General features: G+C 43.9%; 16 protein-coding genes. 5 read left to right on the top strand and 11 right to left on the bottom strand.

The features are described from left to right. Window positions 1–35: 35 nt before the first annotated feature. The 9 genes from NSQ99_RS00190 to NSQ99_RS00150 all read right to left on the bottom strand — a co-directional run bounded on the left by NSQ99_RS00190 (window position 36) and on the right by NSQ99_RS00150 (window position 6,206). The gene (locus NSQ99_RS00190) at window positions 36–416 is read right to left on the bottom strand and encodes a VOC family protein (RefSeq protein WP_340834160.1); all 381 of its coding nucleotides are present in this window, start codon (window positions 414–416) and stop codon (window positions 36–38) included. Window positions 417–452: 36 nt separating this feature from the next. Then, the gene (locus tag NSQ99_RS00185) at window positions 453–1,247 is read right to left on the bottom strand and encodes an alpha/beta fold hydrolase (RefSeq protein ID WP_340834158.1); all 795 of its coding nucleotides are present in this window, start codon (window positions 1,245–1,247) and stop codon (window positions 453–455) included. 22 nt (window positions 1,248–1,269) lie between these two features. Continuing rightward, entirely contained in the window at window positions 1,270–1,503 is a 234-nt protein-coding gene (locus tag NSQ99_RS00180) for a ribbon-helix-helix domain-containing protein (protein ID WP_251669461.1), read from the bottom strand. A gap of 81 nt (window positions 1,504–1,584) precedes the next feature. Beyond that, the gene (locus NSQ99_RS00175) at window positions 1,585–2,673 is read right to left on the bottom strand and encodes a DNA alkylation repair protein (RefSeq protein WP_340834156.1); all 1,089 of its coding nucleotides are present in this window, start codon (window positions 2,671–2,673) and stop codon (window positions 1,585–1,587) included. Window positions 2,674–3,006: 333 nt separating this feature from the next. Further along, the gene (locus NSQ99_RS00170; protein ID WP_251669457.1) at window positions 3,007–3,138 is read right to left on the bottom strand and encodes a DUF4023 family protein; all 132 of its coding nucleotides are present in this window, start codon (window positions 3,136–3,138) and stop codon (window positions 3,007–3,009) included. Between the two features lie 154 nt (window positions 3,139–3,292). Next, the gene (locus NSQ99_RS00165) at window positions 3,293–3,964 is read right to left on the bottom strand and encodes a DUF2642 domain-containing protein (RefSeq protein ID WP_251669455.1); all 672 of its coding nucleotides are present in this window, start codon (window positions 3,962–3,964) and stop codon (window positions 3,293–3,295) included. A gap of 16 nt (window positions 3,965–3,980) precedes the next feature. Beyond that, window positions 3,981–5,366, bottom strand: coding sequence for an arsenic transporter (locus NSQ99_RS00160; protein WP_340834152.1), 1,386 nt, complete (start codon window positions 5,364–5,366; stop codon window positions 3,981–3,983). Continuing rightward, entirely contained in the window at window positions 5,359–5,517 is a 159-nt protein-coding gene (locus NSQ99_RS00155) for a hypothetical protein (protein WP_340834150.1), read from the bottom strand. Before NSQ99_RS00155 ends, NSQ99_RS00160 begins: the two co-directional genes overlap by 8 nt. A 245-nt stretch (window positions 5,518–5,762) precedes the next feature. After that, a complete protein-coding gene (locus NSQ99_RS00150) occupies window positions 5,763–6,206 on the bottom strand; it encodes a spore coat protein (protein WP_251669449.1) in 444 nt (147 codons plus the stop codon). Between the two features lie 260 nt (window positions 6,207–6,466). Between NSQ99_RS00150 and NSQ99_RS00145 the strand changes: the two genes are divergently transcribed. Further along, on the top strand, window positions 6,467–7,618 hold the full coding sequence (locus NSQ99_RS00145) for an acyltransferase domain-containing protein (RefSeq protein ID WP_340834148.1): 1,152 nt from the start codon (window positions 6,467–6,469) through the stop codon (window positions 7,616–7,618). 239 nt (window positions 7,619–7,857) lie between these two features. Here the strand turns inward: NSQ99_RS00145 and NSQ99_RS00140 are convergent, their stop codons facing one another. Continuing rightward, window positions 7,858–8,880, bottom strand: a complete 1,023-nt coding sequence (locus NSQ99_RS00140; protein WP_340834146.1) for an ArsR/SmtB family transcription factor — start codon at window positions 8,878–8,880, stop codon at window positions 7,858–7,860. Between the two features lie 31 nt (window positions 8,881–8,911). Between NSQ99_RS00140 and arfA the strand changes: the two genes are divergently transcribed. The 4 genes from arfA (at window position 8,912) to NSQ99_RS00120 (ending at window position 17,889) form a co-directional block, all read left to right on the top strand. Continuing rightward, complete coding sequence (gene arfA, locus NSQ99_RS00135) at window positions 8,912–10,417, top strand: arabinosylfuranosidase ArfA (protein WP_340834144.1); 1,506 nt, start codon at window positions 8,912–8,914, stop codon at window positions 10,415–10,417. Window positions 10,418–10,916: 499 nt separating this feature from the next. Then, the gene (locus NSQ99_RS00130; protein WP_340834142.1) at window positions 10,917–15,929 is read left to right on the top strand and encodes a rhamnogalacturonan lyase family protein; all 5,013 of its coding nucleotides are present in this window, start codon (window positions 10,917–10,919) and stop codon (window positions 15,927–15,929) included. A gap of 311 nt (window positions 15,930–16,240) precedes the next feature. Beyond that, the gene (locus NSQ99_RS00125; protein ID WP_340834138.1) at window positions 16,241–16,825 is read left to right on the top strand and encodes a cupin domain-containing protein; all 585 of its coding nucleotides are present in this window, start codon (window positions 16,241–16,243) and stop codon (window positions 16,823–16,825) included. A 149-nt stretch (window positions 16,826–16,974) separates the two neighbouring features. Further along, window positions 16,975–17,889 (top strand): class I SAM-dependent methyltransferase, encoded by a 915-nt coding sequence (locus NSQ99_RS00120; RefSeq protein ID WP_340834136.1) that lies wholly within the window; start codon window positions 16,975–16,977, stop codon window positions 17,887–17,889. A 114-nt stretch (window positions 17,890–18,003) separates the two neighbouring features. Here the strand turns inward: NSQ99_RS00120 and NSQ99_RS00115 are convergent, their stop codons facing one another. After that, window positions 18,004–18,795, bottom strand: a complete 792-nt coding sequence (locus NSQ99_RS00115; protein ID WP_340834134.1) for a helix-turn-helix transcriptional regulator — start codon at window positions 18,793–18,795, stop codon at window positions 18,004–18,006. Window positions 18,796–18,825 lie beyond the last annotated feature (30 nt).

Below are 18,825 nucleotides of genomic sequence, written 5' to 3'. Positions count from 1 at the left end.
CTGTGCTGTGGGTGGCAAGGTTCATCGAGCCTACGTTATTTCTTCTCTGTAACTGCAAAGTAATTGTCCTCATCATCGGAAAAGTTGAACACTCTCGCATTATTAGGAAGCGAAACGATCTCACCGACCTTAACATTTTTGTTCGTCAAATCGGTATGTAATTGATTGAGATCCTGTGTGAAGAACATCAATGAAGGTGTGCCGAGATTCATGTCTGGCTCCATCTTAGCAACAAACTCCTTGTTATGCAGTACGATACTTGTAGCTACACCATCAGGAGCGACTTCTATCCAGCGGAAGCCTTGACCATTATCCTCCTCGGCAATCACACGGAATCCAAGCTTTTCCGTCCAGAAGTTTACGGCCTCATCCTGATTGTTTACATATAGCATAATTTGTCCGACATTTGTAATCATTGTTCTCGCTCCTTCATCATTGGATATAGAAAAATTTTACATAATCTTGGACAAGAAATCTATCAATATTTTATTAAACTCAATAGGATTTTCAATAAAGGGAAGGTGCCTGCAGTTTTCCATTATCCGCTTGGTTGAATGCTTAATCTTAGTATGTAAAAGATGAGCTGTCTTTATGTTGTACGGATGGTCTTGATCAGAAATAACGATGAGTGTCGGGGCTTGTAGCTCATCTAATCGACCTATGGCAGAGGGCTTCGAAGCCATTAATAATTGTGGAGAGAATCTACAGAAGCTGTCCGCATTTCTGATGTGATGCAGCACCTTAGCAAGCGCTTCTTGTTTGTCGATAGAAGGAAAATAATATTGCCAGAAAGGATTGCTGATGAAGGACTCGATCGCGCGCTCCTTCCCATGACGATGAACGTTGTAAAAGTTTTTTATCCCATGCCAGGTCATGCGTAAAGGTAACGGATGACCATTAATTGAAGGGCAGACGAAAACAAGACGCCGTACGAGATGAGGGAAGGCTAGCGTAAAATCTATTGCAGCGCCTCCTCCTGAAGAGGATCCGACAAGCGTAACCTTATCCAGCTTTAACCAATCAATAAGTGCCTTTAGATCATCTACGTTAGAGAAGGGAGACGTAGGTGTACTGGATTGACCATAGCCACGCCAATCAAGCCGGATCACTTGATAAGCCGTAGATAACGCTTCAACTTGTTCATCCCATATCGAATGATCATTAAAATTACCGTGCAGCAAAATGACCGGTTGTCCAGCTCCGGAAACTGTATAAAATATACGACCTTCGCTTAATTCCAAATACATGAATCGACCTCCAATCCATTACTTATAATAGATCTGCATTGTGGAGATGATCTTCAATGATTGCTCTTAGAACCTCGGAGACGGAGTAATCTCCTCTTTGGCAATAACGATCAATCTCTTCCCAGCATTGCTGAGGCAAGGTCAATGATAGCTTTCGAGTTACGCCAATTGGCTTTCGTCCTGCTCCTTTACGTGCTCCGCCCATTTTACTAGCGAGGCTTTCGCTTTCAATAAGCTTCTTTTCATAATTTTCCATTGTATTCATCACCCATACCTATCATTTCATAGGCTGTGGTCAAAATCAATTATTGCTACCTTATTCAAAGGCTGACATACATTACATAGGTTTAGTTACCTCAAATGCCTCCGTCACCTGCTCTACGCCATTGATGATGATGGACAGCTGATGCATGCCAGCATAATGCTTTCGTGTCGTAAGGTCCTTGAACGAATGTGTACGTGTATAGGTCCGATCGGTATGATCAAACTCATTTTCCGTAATCTTAAACAGCTTGCGCGACGTTTTACCGTTCGCTTTCACAAAATAGATGGCGTATTCTACTCGTAGCAGCTGTGGAGAGGACGAATTGGAGCGCACAGAAAAAGAAAACGGGAGTCCATCACCAATAGCAACCTGCTTTTCTGATAGCTGGAATTGACTAATCGTTACATCAGGTGTAGTGCTTAGTCCGAATAATGCTAAAACCTCGGGATCTGCCTTGCGCAGCAGGGTACGGCAGCCGTGCTTCACAATCCAATCCGTGCGTGGATCATGACCGAGCCACTGGCGTGCCACTTGCTTCAGTAGATCAGGGTGACTTTTGCCGATATCATTTAAGTTGTTGGCGACGCTTTTTCTCACATATTCTGATTCATCAGCCTTAAGCTGCTGCAAAATTGGCAGAATTGGCGTCGGATCGTTGATAAACATACGAAGCGGGGCAGCCCAAGGAAGCTTAGGTCTACAGCCCTCACTAGCCAGTCGTCGCACATGATGATTAGAATGATGGGCCCATTCAAGCATTTGCTGCAGCATTCGGGTTGGATCCTGCTCTATAAATGGACGCACCGCAAATTCTGAGCTAGATGATGAAGTAAAATGAGCTAGTGCCTGCATCGATGTCTCCCAATGCGGCAATCCGTATAGCTCTACAAAATCAGGCAAAAATAAATATTCAAAGCCTGAGCATTGCGGGCTAATGGCAGACAATATCTCAATCGCAGCGTCATAATCCGCTGGCAGCGTCTGCCCGAGCGAAGTACTAATGTGCCGAATACGCTGCTTAAGCTGTTTATCCGTCCAATGTTCATCGAAGACGAGCTGTATAAACTGCTCCGAATTAAAGCCTGGATGGGCTTGTTTAACGATGCGTGAAAAATCATGTAGAAGCTGCTTAGAAAATCTATCTGCTAATATGTCTGCCATAATCTACTCAACCCTTTCAATTGTTCGCTGACCAGTTACTTGATCCTGGTGTCGACCCTCAGCAATATGTTGTTCATTATATCATTTATGTCATCAATGATTTAGTCCGTTAAAGAGTCCGTCAAATGAGTAAGTAAAATTCAAAGGAAAAAGCCACACGCATGTTCATTAATTATGCTGTGGCTTCTGGCTTGGTATATATGTAAAGTCAAGTATACAACGGATTGCCTAGTCATACTAAATCAACTGAATGAGAATAAAAATAATCCGAGAGGGTTAACTCTCGGCATAATAAGGGATAACGACAGGTATTAGAATCGAGTGAAATCTCGATTATTTATTGGTGCTGTGCTGCTTATTAGGCAATTTGTGTCCAGCATGAGATTTGCTTTGTCGCTTTTGGTTCTGCTCATGCTTTTGCTGCTTTTGATTAAAGTCCTCTACAAATTGTTCTGTGCTGTCCATACGGGTGTCATCCTCCTTTTTCGAAGCTATGCTTAGTCTAACCATAACGTCATGAATTATGTGCACAGATCAGAGCACAGTTCATTTTGATTAGCGAACAACCGTGCTCTTAGTGTATTGTTTTTGCGACCGAGCATAGCCAAGCTGCAAGCTGCTACAGCTGCTTTGGAGAGTGGACAGACTTAATATGATGCATATTTAGAATGAATCGTTCCCCTTTTCCGATAACTAATTCGACATAATGATCCTCGATGCTGCTTAGCAATCCGATCTTGTTAGGGTTAACTCCTAGATCAAATACAATGATCTCACCAATCAGCTTATCCAGCTGCTCCTCGAACGTTCGAGCAAGAGGCACGATAGAGGGACTCACCGGAAGTCGTTCGCGATCGATCGAGAATGGTGTTTGCTCTGTAGGATACGGAATTAACCATTTCAAGTGATACATCGGGATATAGATTGTTTTGTATACAGGAGAATAAAACACAAAGTAATTGTTCATAATCGCTGTAACGTAGCCATGTAAGGACAGCTGTCCTGAAATATAAACTTCTAGAAACTGGCCACGCGCATTCAGCAATACTTTTCGATAGGAAAGGTTGGGCTCGCTCTCATATTGTGTATCGGAAGGGCTAGTAATTTCCTCCTCAGGCTTATCATTAGCTCTAATATTCTGGATATGATGAGTAGGAAAGTAAATGAAATTCATACCGTTATAGACAACAAGCATATCTCGGCCATAATCAATCAATATTCCGGTATGCCGCTTTTCACCCGAAATTTCAATATTAACTACTTTATTAAGCAACGAATGTATCATGGACAACTATACTCACCTCAAATTAATAAAATAATTCAAGCCAATAATATAAGCTAGTGAAGCTAATGAGTAAGGAAATTGGGATGACGACTAACGTTGTTTTTATATACTTCCGCCACGTAAAATGAATGTTATGTTCCCTCAAAATATGCATCCATAGAAGTGATGCGAGTGTACCCATCGGAAGAATGAGGGCACCAATATCTGCACCAATTATGCTAGCGAAATACCCAGCATGTAAGATGGAAGGCTCTAAATGCATTTCTGTTAATGAGAGGGTTCCGATCATGACAGAAGGCAGGTTGTTGAATAGGTTAGACATAAAGCTCAGCAGGAGGCCGATAATAAAGATCGCATTAAACCGATTGTCAGCTACATATTCACCTAATTGACTAATAATAATTTCGATTAAGCCAGCATTATAGAGGCCGTAGACGATCACATACATGCCTAATGCAAAAAGAAGAATGTGCCAAGGCGTTTTTGAAGCGATGTCTGTTGGAGCGATTCCTTTTCTCAACCAACGCACTGCAATAAGCAATAAAGCACCAACGATGGCAGGCCATTCTGTCGAGATACCTAGAGGCTGCAATACAAAAAAACTGATTCTAGTTAAAATTACGATGATGATGCATATGACAAACATTCGCCAGTCTATGCTTGAGGATGGAGGATTAGCAGCAGTAGTAGGCATGAGTGGGTGGATTCTTCTCATATTGGACGAACGATTCGTTGATTGTTGAAACCATTCAGCTGTGTCACGATGAATAACAGGGATATGCACGGGAATTTCTTTTCTGAAGTGGAAGAACAGTAAGAAGGAAATGGACAGCAAGCCGATCATGGACGGAATAAGCATCATCGTTGCATAGGCATTGAGATCGAGGCCCACGATTTTTAATGATATTAAATTCGCGAGATTACTTACCCCGATTGGAGCGCTTGCTCCTGTAGCGATTAGAGCACCTGACAGCAGGTAAGGAATTTTTTGTCTTGTTTTCAGGTTCAGTACATTTAGCGTTTGAATAATGATTGGAGTGGTAATGAGTATGCTTCCATCGTTATTAAAGAACATCGTCATAAGGAAGCAGATGACATTGATATACCAGAACAGCGCTCTTCCCGAGCCTTGCGATCTGATAGCTAAATTAAAAGCAGCCCATCTAAAAAAGCCAATACTCTCCAGAACGATCGACATGACAATGGTCGATAATATCGTTATTGCTGCTCCATTTACGATCCCAATAATAGAGATAACATCCTGAAAGCTTACAATTCCGAATATATAAATAGCTATCGCACCAATGGTGACGGGAATAGCTTCGTTCATTCGATATGGACGTAAGATGAGTAGGGCAACGGTTATTATGAAAATGCTGCCAGCCGTTAATAGAAATGATTCAACCATTTCGCTTCGCCTCGCTATAGGATGCTGTAGATTTTATGTCAAGCGACTGTTCACTGGAAGAGATGGTATGGCTTTTGCCTATAGCTCTCGGCTTAAGAAATATATAAAGCAATAGACCGAGTATGACTAACAGTGCTATGAGTAACAACATGTACTAACCTCCTTCCTTTTATTGCTGTGTGTGAGTAGATGAAGAGTATTCGCCTAGTAGGGTGAATGTTATGGATAGTTAATACTGTATATATACGACTCATGCCTTTTCTTTGTAATAATGAGATAGCCCTCTGTATAAAAATTCAATATTCGCCCTCGTGTCGTTACGTAAAGCTCAACAAGCGCTCAATAGAAAAAGCTAAACCAGAGACACTCAGTCTAGTTTAGCTTTTCGCAGGAAGCTTATCTTTTATTTCGCACTTTCAATGAATTCACGGTTCTAAGCGGAGGGGTAAAGCTTTTAATATGATGGGTAAAAATAATGACCGTCTCATGATCCGCAATGAGTTTAATATAATGCGGGTGCACCTCTGTTAATACGCCGGTTACGCTATCAGGCCCGCCTCTGTTAACCTTTATTAATCGATGCTTATTGGCCCGTAGCGCTTCGATAAAGGTGCGAGGTGTTCTATGGTTCAAGCTATGGAAATCATGTCTTCCATGGTGATTAAGGAGAGTAATGCTTTTTATGTGCTCCAGATTATAAAAGATAAATCCGTCCTTTTTAATAAAGAGAACAATATAATCATGCTTTACTGCTACTAATACACCATCACTCGATTCTGGTCCGCCTCTATTAACGCGGACGAATTTTCCAATAAGATTAGACAAACGATTATTCGCCATTGTATACCCACCTCTGATTGTAGTGATAAATATATTGCATGTATACGTGTACGGCATGGACAATGACATAATGAATGAGCCTGCTTTTTGAAAATCCGCAGGAATCTATATAAGCAGTATAGGAGAAAGATGTGTAGTGATTGGGCTTAAAATTTGCTATATTGGTATTGTGAAAGCTCTTTCTTTTTAAGAGAACTGATGATTAATCGGGTTAATAGAATTATTGCACAGCTGCACATACAAACTTGGGGAGTGATCCGATGGAATGGCAATTGTTATCCAACGAACAGATGAAGCATTACTGTAACAAGATCTTAATGCCTGAAGGGGCGACCGCTATATTACTGGAGATTGGTGACCTTCTTGAACAAGATGAGAAACTGCTTCACATTCATAAACAATTTTATACAAGTTATATTGAGAGCGGTTATTGGACAACGGTGTGGGAGCCGCTAAAGATTGATCCGTATGCTGAAGAGGTGCTTGGCAACCATGCCTCCTTGTTATACTTGCATGCTGCGCTGCAGCGATTGCCGCTAACAGAAAAGCGATATAAGGAGCTAGGTTTAAGTGAAGACTTCTTTGTTGAGACAGTGCGGGATATTTCAACATGGGTACAGAACGCCTATAATCTAGTAGGCTATTATGCGATTCGTAATTTTAGCTGGATTTGGCGCCATCTCGAAGCTCGAATGTTTCGAATAGGCAGCATTCAGTATTTGACGATTCCATTCTCTGGTGATGTGAAGGGCTTCTACCATGCCGAAAATAAAACCCTTATGCTCTTATGCAGAGAAGGGATCGAGCTAAGAGCCAGTGGCGATATGCAGGGCGTATGTAAAAAGGAAAAAACAGAGGATGGCTTTGTGACAACCTACGAGGAAACCGACGATTACTATATCGGATATCCCGTGACTCCTGAAGGAAAAGGAATGCCAAGTCCGGTGAAGCTGTCTCGTCTAGAATGGGAGAAGGTTTTAGATAAGGACGATGTAGTGTTCGATATTCATATTCCGAGAGATGCTGCATTCGATATGGATAGCGTGAAGGAATCATACAAGCAAGCAAAGCAGTTTTTCGCAAAGCATTTCCCAGAGGTGAAGCCTAAAGGGATGTACTGTCATACGTGGCTGTTCACACCTCAGCTGCGTGACATGCTGCCTCCGACCAGCAATATCGTTAAATTCCAGGAGCAATTCTACTTATATCCAACAGCTGGCTCTATTAGCTTCCTATGGAATTTTGTATTTAATGAGATGCTGGACGTGAAGGATGCGAAGCCAGATACTTCACTGCGAAGAAAGGTACTAGAGTACGTCGAGCAAGAGAAAGAGATCTTCGATATGAGAGGGATATTCCTTGATCTATGCGGCGAATTTGGAGAGGTATCCTACGATACATTGAAGCTCTAGCTGTAAGGCTGCTAGGTAATATAGCAATCTATGACATAGCCTAGTACAATGTAGTTTTAATAGATCGTAGTAATACTAGTCGTAGTAATACTAGCTTGGTTTAGCACTAACGGTAATGCTAGTTAAATATGAATAGATGTATACGCTGCGGCGTGCCGGAAGGATCAACTTCTAGCACGCTGCTTTTTATAACGTTAAGTATAATGGAGTGGCGGTTATATGTTGCAAGTATAGCAGCTCTAGCTTTTATAGTAGCTGCGAATGACGATATCCTGATCATAGTTTCCGAAGCCTTTGCCGTATAGTGTTAATCCGCCGCGCCCCTTTTTCAGCTCCTCAGCACTAATGCGCAGCGTCCAATATTGAGCATCCACCATTAGGCTGCTTAGCGTGACCTCAGATATTTTCTTACCATCGATATAGGTGCCGGATTCATTAATACGCAGCACCTTCAGCATGCCGTACTGATTAACATCGGACAGCCACCATACAGGAGTTAGGCGACCTCTATGCTCTCCAAAATCCCCCGGGCTTGTCCATGTGCCAAGCATCCGATTGTTAACATAAAAGGAGATGTCGCTTGGCCAATGCTCGTTCACCTGAGGGGCTTCTGAGCCAATTTCCATGGAAATCTCAAGCTCGACTAGCTGTTGATCCTTGTGTACATAATTCGGAATCTTGTATTCGACAAACCCTCTTGCGAACCAGAGAATGGAGGCATGAACGTGCTCGGGATCTAGAAAATAGACAGGATCATCATAGTGGCCAATCATCTTCTCGGTTGTTGCGAGACCACAGGTTGGCTGTGCCTCGTGATTCGAATATTGTCCAACCGGTATTGACACTTCCTCATAGCTACGTTGATGCTGAATAGGGGAGAGCTTGATCTGCATATGCTCGGTGTTGATATAGCACATCTTGTACGTTCCCCCATTGATCCGCTTCATCTTGCTTCCTACAATTCCCGCCTTCTCCAGCTTAGCAACATGGCTGCTAACGATCGCATTGCTCAGATAAAGCTCGGCAGCCAGCTCTTTAATATTCATTTCCTTCTCAAACAGCCGGTCAATAATCTTTAAGCGAATGTCGCTCGCCAATGCTTCATATACAAGCAGCGATGTTTGATTGGTCGTTAGTAGCATATTGCTCACCCCAACTATAGGATATGGTTTTATGTTAATTGTAAACGTAAACATTGCAAGAATACCCTTATTATGATACAAATTTAGTAGGAAATCAATGATATGAATTCGTAATTTCATAAATTCTAAAGTGAGATCAAGGAGGCTCTTCATGACAATTCAATCAAAGGTTATGGTAGATAAGAACTTTGTAGTAGCAGACGTGGATCAGCGTATATACGGATCTTTTATTGAGCACTTAGGTCGTGCCGTATATGGTGGAATCTATGAGCCTGGTCATCCATCTGCAGATGAGCAAGGGTTTCGCCGGGATGTCATTGAAGCAGTTAAAGCGTTGCAGGTGCCCATTATTCGCTATCCAGGCGGGAATTTTGTATCCGGTTACAACTGGGAGGATGGCGTCGGCCCGAAGGATCAGCGTAAACGTCTACTGGAGCTTGCGTGGTGGACAACTGAGACGAATGAGGTCGGAACGAATGAATTTGCAGATTGGGCAAAGCTAGTTGGCAGCGATGTGATGATGGCTGTCAATCTTGGTACTCGCGGAGCTGATGCAGCACGTAACCTCGTTGATTATTGCAATCATCCTTCTGGCTCATATTGGAGCGATCTGCGTATTGCACACGGCTACAAGGAGCCGCATCGCTTTAAAACCTGGTGCTTAGGCAATGAAATGGATGGACCTTGGCAGATCTGTGCCAAAACCGCAGAGGAATACGGTCGACTTGCGAATGAAACGGCAAAAGTGATGAGATGGGTAGATCCTTCGATTGAGCTAGTGGCATGTGGAAGCTCAAGCAGCGGCATGCAAACATTCGGTTATTGGGAATCGACAGTTCTTGATCTGTGCTACGATCAGGTCGATTATTTATCCTTGCATACATACTACAACAATAACTATAATGACACGGCTAACTTTCTAGCAACCTCCCTTGATCTAGATCACTTTATTAATAGTGTCGCTTCGATCTGTGATGCGACACAAGCTAAAAAACGCAGCAAGAAGAAGCTGATGCTATCTCTTGATGAGTGGAATGTATGGAAAACGATCGGCAGCAGTCGAGCAGAGCAGCGCTGGCAGATTGCGCCTCCAGAGTTTGAAGATGTGTACAATATGGAGGATGCACTTGCTGTAGGATGCTACTTAATTACGATACTGAAGCACGCAGACCGCGTGAAGATGGCTTGTCTTGCTCAGCTAGTAAATGTTATCGCACCGATTACGACGACGGCAGATGGCGGCTTGCTGCTGCAAACGACTTATTATCCTTTCCTTCATGCGTCTAGCTACGGAAGAGGAAAGGTGCTGCAATCGATAGTATCTAGTCCGGTATACGATTCGAAGGACTTTACTGATGTACCGTACCTGGAATCGGTCGTTGTCTATGAGGAAGAGCAGGGTGTAATTACGATTTTTGCAGTCAATCGTCATCTCAGCGAAAGCATGGCGCTTGATGTTGATCTCCGCAGCTTTGGAGAGATGAGTTTGCTTGAGCATATTGTGCTTGAGCACGATGACCTGAAGGCGGTCAATTCAACGGCTTCACCACAGCAGGTTGTGCCGCACGCAGGAGGATCAACGGTTGTTGATCAGTCGAGTGCAAAGTCCATGCTATCCAAAGCTTCTTGGAACGTTATTCGCTTTAGCGTTAAGTAAGCATAAGCTTATCAATATTAAGTGACTCATATCTTTATATCAATATGTATCACTCGTCATATCGAATAGGAACAGCAGATAAAACCTCTGTACCTGAAGGAAAGCCTCCGTACCCAAAGGAAAACCTTCGGTGCGGAGGTTTTGTGCTATTTAGCGTTGTTTATTCAATAATGGTTTTCTGTATAGTTGTTTACTGTATTGTCTGAAGGCTTCACGGATTAACGATATCAATGCTCCTAGTCCATGAGATAAGTCGTGATAAACGTAGAGCTCTACTCTTATCGGCAAGATAAGCCTATCAGGGCAAAAATGTTCTATTGTCTAACGAAGGCTGGATTGGCTTGAAACCCTTATTAACGCAAAAATTTAGAATAGACGGTACTAGTCCTCTCATTTTAAGGTAAGTGTGCAGATGATTTGCTGCGGAAAGCGAGGTGTCACTCTTCTGCTTCCTAGAGACGCTTAAGCTAAAAAAAGAATGAGGGAGTGTTCCAAAAAGATGAATCGAGCTTCTAAAAGGATCGTATCTTTATTCCTTGTTTTTGCTTTAATGGTTTCTAATGCAGCCTACATGTCTGCGAATGAAGGAGCGTCAACTGAGGACGATACGCTCATTGTTCAGGAGCAGCATACATTCGAGGAGGATATGGGTGGTTTTATTTCTGGCACTGCGGAGGCTAGTATTGCAGCGCAGGAAGGCAATCATGTACTGAAGATTGCAGGCGCTGGATCTGGTAATCGTTCGGCAAGCAAGCCTTTTGCCGCAGTAACCAATGCCCAGGAGCTGCGCTATACGTTTGATTGGCTGCCTGAGGATGTAAGTACTGCAGCGAATTCCAGTGAAATATTGTGGCAGGATGCCAATAATAAGCCAGTCTTTCGCATCGTTAAAAAGGGCGGAGCACAGGGCGGCATTTATTACGGTGTCGGTTCAACCGGAGTTGATCTCAGTCAATTAGCGGAGGGACTAGCCAGTCATGATCCTGCAGTGTGGCTGAAGGTTGAGGTTTATTACGATTTTGCTGAGGAGCAGGTGTCACTTAAGGTGTGGGACAAAGCGACAGACCAAGAGCTAATCAACAGTGGTCCCATTAGCTTAATGTCTGTAGATTATACGAACATGCTGTCAGGCATCCAGCTAATCGGTAATCGTGCGAGTGGACAGACGCTTGGCTTCACGATGTATGTCGATAATTACATAGCTGAAGCCTCAGAGGCAGCAGCTCCAGAGCAGCAGCCGCGCAGCATTGCTGCTGTGACTACCCCTTATGAAGCAGTGTATTCCGTTCCGCCTCATCAGTCACTCGCAGATATTATATCGATATTGCCGCAGCGTGTAGATATTCAGCTAAGCAATCTGGCGACACGCAGCAATATTCCTGTTAACTGGTCGAGCTCGGATTATGATACGGCAGAAGCAGGAGAATATGAGTTTATCGGTGAACTGGATCTAACAGGAGTGTCCGGTGTTATTAATTCCGATGACATCAAGCTGAGTGTAACGATCAAGGTCATTGCAGTCGATAACGCGCCAGAGCCTCCTGCAGGCTATGAGGCGGTGCTCTATACAGACTTTGGTGATTCAGCTGATCTTGTTCCTGCATATTGGGGCTTTACGACAGCGAATGCAACGCTTGCCCTTCATACCGAAGAGCTTGCTGGCAACAGCTCCTCCAAGCTGCATTTCAATATTACGGATCAGTCCGGTGGAAGAGTAGCTACAAAAGACTTTGCACAGGCCTACATGGGACAGTCGCTTCGCCTGGAGTTTGATTGGTATCCTGGGAAGGTCAATGATAAGGGCTCGAATCCAAGTGAAAACGGTGGCGAGCTAAGAATAATGAATGGAAGCAATCAGACGATACTGACACTTAACCATACGAATCAATCACCGATTTCTTATTATATCGGCAATGGCATACAGCGAGGAGCAACAACGATTACCGAGCCAGAAGCTTGGTACAGAACGACGATAGACATTGATTATATTAAGAACGAAATCGTGCTTAACATGGTTAATGAATCACTAGAAGTTAATGAAACGTATCGAATCTCGATGGATGAGCTGGAGATCGATACGAAGGTAGGCGGCATTCGTCTAGGAGGTATGCGTACCTCTGGCAACAATCTGACATGGGACACTTATCTCGATAATGTTGCACTGTACTTGCTGCCACTTAGTGATCATACGATTACCTTTGTAGATGTGCTGCCATATCACCGCATCTATGTTGGCGATGCTACGGATGATGTGGCTACGATTGGCTTGCCGAGCACCGTACCCGTTACGCTCTCTGATGGATCTACTGCTGAGGCTGCGGTTGCATCATGGGAAGAGGTAACGCCATGGGATGCTAGTAAGTCTGGCGTATACACGTTCAGAGGTGTGCTGGATGAAGAGGGTGAATATGACAATCCATTGGATAAAACAGCACTGCAGTATGTTTATCATCGCTTGCCAGCGCCAGAGATGGCAAGAAATACAGAGTGGCTTGACCGAGGTGTCATTGCACTCCAATCAGAAGATGGAATATTCGTGAGCTGGCGACTGCTTGCAGATGAATATGAGGCAGGAGTTACCTTTAATCTGTATCGCGATGGGGTGAAGCTGAATGCTGCACCATTATCGGTAACGAATTTTGTGGATGAAGCCGGTGAAGCGGGAGATCGCTATGAGGTAGAGCGCATTCGTAGCGGGAATTACAAGAAGGATGGTGACACCATCGCGCTTGATCAGTCTTATGTAGCTATTCCGATGCAGAAGCCTGAGGGTGGAACGACAGCAACAGGTGAGTACACGTATAGTGTCAATGATGCTAGTGTGGGTGACCTAGACGGTGATGGCGAATATGAGATCATCGTGAAGTGGTACCCATCGAACGCAATTGATAGCTCGCAGACGGGGATGACAGGTCCAACGATATTTGATGCCTACAAGCTGGACGGTACACTGCTATGGCGGATGAATATGGGACTTAATCTAACCTCAGGCGCTCACTATCATCAGTTTATCGTTGCAGATCTGGATGGTGATGGACGAAGTGAGATGCTGATTAAAACAGCAGATGCGACGACAGTCTACGGCACTACCGATGGAATCTATGATTCTAGTAAGGTAATTAGCGTAATCGGCAATGCAGAGGATAATGGACGATGGGTGAATGACTCAGGCAAGGTGTTTGATGGTCCGGAATACATTACCGTATTCGAGGGGCAGACAGGTAAAGTCATCGATACAATTGACTATGAATTTGCACTCGGTGATGTTACATCCTGGGGAGACAGCTTCCATAATCGCTCCGATCGCTACTTAGCAGGACTCGCTTATTTGGATGGGAAAAAGCCAAGTGTCGTATACGGTCGCGGCTATTATGAGCGTACAACGTTTGTTGCCTACTCGCTTGTTGACGGTCAAATTGTTACGGAGTGGACGTTCGATTCAGCGGTAGAGGGCCGTGGCGGAGGGCTAGGCTATCATAGTCTTGCTACAGGCGATGTAGATAATGACGGCTATGATGAGATTATCGCAGGTTCTCTCGTGCTTGATGAGGATGGAAAAATTCTATACATGATGGATGGCAATATGGGCCGAGAAAGAGGGTCGCATGGTGACGCGATGCATGTCGGTGCGTTTGACCCGGATCGAGAGGGGCTGCACTTTATCGGCGTGCATGAGGACCCAGCAGTTGCTTCACTTGAGTATCATGATGGAGCGACGGGTGAGACGATTATGTCATTCTATGGCTCTGTTGATGCAGGCCGCGGCTTAGCCGCAAATATTACCTCTAAGCCTGGCTATGAATTCTGGGGTACAGCTCCAGATCGTGTGGAGCAAGGCGGAGGCATATATAATGTGAAGAATGAAGTGATCGCAGACAGTCATCGAGCTGCACGGTTATCAATCAACTTTGCCCTGTATTGGGACGGAGATCTGCTGCATGAGCTGCTGGATAACACCTCCATTACGAAATTCAACGAAGCTACGCTGCAGGCAGAGCTGCTTGAGGAGTTTGAAGGTGTAGTAAGCAATAATGGCACAAAAGCAACGCCAACACTGCAGGCGGATATACTCGGAGATTGGCGCGAGGAAGTACTTCTGCCGGCAGAGGATAGCTCAGAGCTTAGAGTATACAGCACGACGATTCCAACGGATTATCGCCTGTACACACTGATGCATGATACGGTGTATCGAATGGGTATTGCTTGGCAGAACGTAGCCTATAATCAGCCGCCGCATCTTGGCTATTACTTAGGTGAGGATATTCGGGATACTGTGTTGAATGGAGCGCTTAAGGTACCAAACATTAATTATACGAATGAGCCTTCAACCTCTAATCCAAATCCTACGAATCCAAATCCATCGATACCGGTCGTGCCAGCACCTCAGCCTGGTGACTCTGGATCGGATCAGACAGCTTATCGCATCGACGGTGTTCGTGATGCATCAAGTAATACGATACAGGCAGAGATAACGAAGGAACAGTGGGAGAATGTGCTGAAGCAGTTTTCATCTAAACAGCGCATCACCATTTCTATCTTACCTCAGGCTGATTCCTACGCATTAACGCTGCCAGTTACCAAGCTTCACGAGGGCAGTAAGGAAATCGTTATTCAGACGGGAGCGGGAACAATTACGGTACCAGTATCGGCTTGGGAAGCGCTCGGAATAGCTGCCGATGATAAGATTACGTTACATGTGACGCAGCAGAAGCAAGGAGATACACGTAAAGTAGAGCTTTCCTTCTCTGTTAATGCAGCGGCTGTTAGCTGGAGTAATGCCAATATTCCCGTACAGGTTACGATTCCATATGAGCTACCTCAATCGTCTGATTATGAGCTAATTACGGTAACGCATGAGGCTGAGAACGGAGCGCGTTCCTTAATTAGCAATGGTAAGTATGATGCGAAGCAGAAGGCAATCGTGTTCCTAGCTGCCCATTCCGGAGTATTCGTCATTGAGCAACAGCTGAAAAGCTTTGCAGACATTACTGACCTAGCGTGGGCTAAGCGAGAAATTGAAGTGCTCGCAACTAAGGGCATTATTCGCGGCGTAACGGACGCTGAGTTTAATCCAAACGCTTCGATTACTCGTGCGGACTTCACCGTGCTGCTCGTTAGAACATTAGGTCTACAAGCTGAAGTTAAAGCGACGTTCACCGATGTCGCAGAGGGCGCTTATTACTACAACGCAATCGCTATTGCACAGCAGCTCGGACTCGTTCAAGGAGATGGTCATGCTTTTGAGCCACATGCAACGATAACAAGGCAGGATATGATGGTTATCATCGCGAGAGCGTTACATGTCTTGCATAAGCTGGAGGCTAAGGATGAGATAGATTTGCTTGATGCATTCGAGGATACGGATCATATCGCTGACTACGCTAAAGACTACATTGCTCAGCTCACTGCAGCAAAGCTTGTCAAAGGCTCATATGGCATGCTGAATCCATTAGCGGAACTAACGAGAGCAGAAGCGGCAGTGCTGCTGTACCGGATATATAATTTGGATTAGAGCTCTTGCAGTAATGCAATGCAGAGCCTTCACATGACGATATAGTAGTAATCAATCTTGTTAAGACAACGAGCAAGCTTGGAGAGAGGTATGTTATCTCACCAGGCTTGCTTAGCATTAAATGCTTCAATAACCTTTACCAACCCAACAACAGTGCTAGTGCGAATATGACTAGATAGCAGGTTTCTTTATAGCTCCAAAGCAACTCCAAATTAGCTCCAAAGCAATGAGCCCATTTTTTGTGGTACGTGTACCCCAATACTAGGCAAGAACATAGGATGAAGGGAACATATAATAGAGGAGGCTTGAATATGTTTTCCCCTTATGAGCGTGATAGGTACTGCCCTCCAATACAGTGGTATTGGAATGGGAGTCATTGGAGTTGTGTTAGTTATCCTGTCGACAGTTGGAGATATTCAGATTGGAGCGATGCAGTAGAGCAGGCTGAGCAAACGTATCGAGATGTGGTGATAAAGGATTATGGACCGAATCCATTAGTGATTAATATCGAGGATGCATCGGAACAAAATACGTATTTTCGGAATACATTATGGACGGGGAATCATTTGCAGCTTGTGTTAATGAGCCTTCGCCCAGGTGAAGAGATTGGATTGGAAAAGCATGATCATACCGATCAATTTTTACGATTAGAGGAAGGACAAGGGCTCGTTAAAATGGGGAACAGCCCAAATGATCTAAGCATTCAAAGGTATGTGCGCGAGGATGATTCGATCGTTGTACCTGCGGGAACCTGGCACAATCTAATTAATACTGGCAACAAAACGCTTAAGCTATATACGCTCTATGCACCGCCGGAGCACCCTTTCGGCACCGTACAGCAAACAAGACCAGCTGCTACAGCTTCTGCCTCAATGCGCAAAGCTAATAAGCGATAGGTTAGCTATTTGATCGTGATATCGCTAACGACGAAAAAAATACTTGACAAAAAGTTAAAATATGCTATAATTTACAGTTATTGATTTAAGTTGTATAATGAGATTCTCCTGGCCAGGGGAATCTTTTTTTATGTCAAGGAGAGGTTGCAATGAAAGCTAATGAATCGAGTATCACCTCTTTAGTGTCTGCCTTTGCTCGTGCGTATCATAGTCGCTATGACGAGCCTAAAATTTTTGATGATAAGCTAGCGACGAAGCTTATCACTTCATCCGAGTTTTCAGCGATTAGCAGCAGCATGATTAACGGGATATCTTTCTTTAATGCTGAGCTTGCTAGGACGCACAAGGATCATCCAGATGAACTTTTGCGTTGGATTACACAGGTCCAGCTGTCTTCTACACCATTATCTCGTGCAGCTTTTTGTGAAGATGTACTAATGAATGAGCTCAGGCTAGGCATAGAGCAGTATGTCATTCTTGGAGCAGGGATGGATACCTTTTGTTTTAGACATCCCGAGCTGGAGGGGACATTAGCGATCTATGAGATTGATCATCCTTCAACACAGCTATTTAAACAGAAGCGATTAGAGGAGGCGGGCTTCGTCATTCCAAGTCATCTTCATTTTGTTCCGATGGACTTTAGTCAGCAGCTGAGACTTGATGACCTATACCGTGCAGGATTTTCTCATAGAAAAACATTCTGCAGCTTACTCGGTGTTTCATATTATATAACAAAGCATGAGCTTGCAAGCCTGCTGCAGTTGCTGTTCTCTCAGCTTCCATCAGGCAGCTCTATCGTTTTAGATCTGGCAGATGAACATCTATTTACCGAAAAAGGACGTCATAATCGCGTTGACAATATGTTGAAAATGGCCGCTGCCGGCGGGGAAGCGATGAAATCCTGTTACACGTATGCTGAGATTGAGGCATTGTTAGAGGAAGCGGGCTTACTTATATACGAGCATCTTACACCTTCAATGATTCAAGAACGATACTTTGGCTCTCGAGCAGATGATCTATCAGCATTTGAAACGATCCATTACATTCATGCTATAAAGCGATAGCTGATTTCCACTGATCACTTTGATTGAATGATATCAACTGAATAGGCTAGGCTTCATAAAGCAAAGCGTCCTCCTGCCATGGATATTATCTGGCTGAAGGACGCTTCTTTTTTATTATATAATTTGCTTTTTGGTTACGATGGAGGGAGCATAGCCCTTTGTCTTCTTAAACACTTTACTAAAGTAGTATATATCTTGAAAGCCGCACTGTCCGGCGACCTCGGACACACTATGGTTGCCGTTAGAAAGCAGCTGCTCGGCACGGTTGATACGGACTCGATTGATGTATTCTTTAATCGTGAAGCCGGTATTCGACTTAAACAGCTTCCCTAGGTACACGGCGTGAAGATTAGTCATATGTGCGAGCTTATCGATTTCAATACATTCTGCATAATGCAATTCGATATAATCGGTGACTCTTTTTATTCTCGGATCAATATTGTTTTGAGTCTTATAATAATGTATTTGAAACAATTGATTTAGCAGCAGCATGAATAACGCCCGTTCTTTAAATGTACAAAAGGTTGTTTTGTTGGTTTGCAAATGATGAAGCTCTTTCAAATAAGAAAGGATGTCCGTATTCATTTTATTTTTTGAGACGATATCGAACGGTAAATGTACATGATTGTCGTTAAGCCAATGAAAATTAATAGCAAAGCTGTGCATCGGGTTTCCCTTAAAGGTATATGCCTCGCGGATACTGCCCCCGGGGATATAGACGATGTCATTGGCTCCAGCGATAAATGCCTGATTGTTTACGTGAAAGGCTGACTTTCCGCCAATAATGAAATAAAGCTCGTGAAAGTGATTTTGCCGGATTGGAATTTTCCAATCTGGGGAGTCCTTTCTCTCTACAAAATAAAATAAATTAGGGTTTAAATATTCGAATTTTTCAAAGTCCATCATCGATACCTCCTTCACTTGTAGAAGTTCACG

It is taken from the genome of Paenibacillus sp. FSL W7-1287, assembly GCF_038004245.1.
Classification (GTDB): Bacteria; Bacillota; Bacilli; order Paenibacillales; family Paenibacillaceae; genus Pristimantibacillus; species Pristimantibacillus camelliae.
This window is presented reverse-complemented; position numbering and strand designations above follow the sequence as displayed.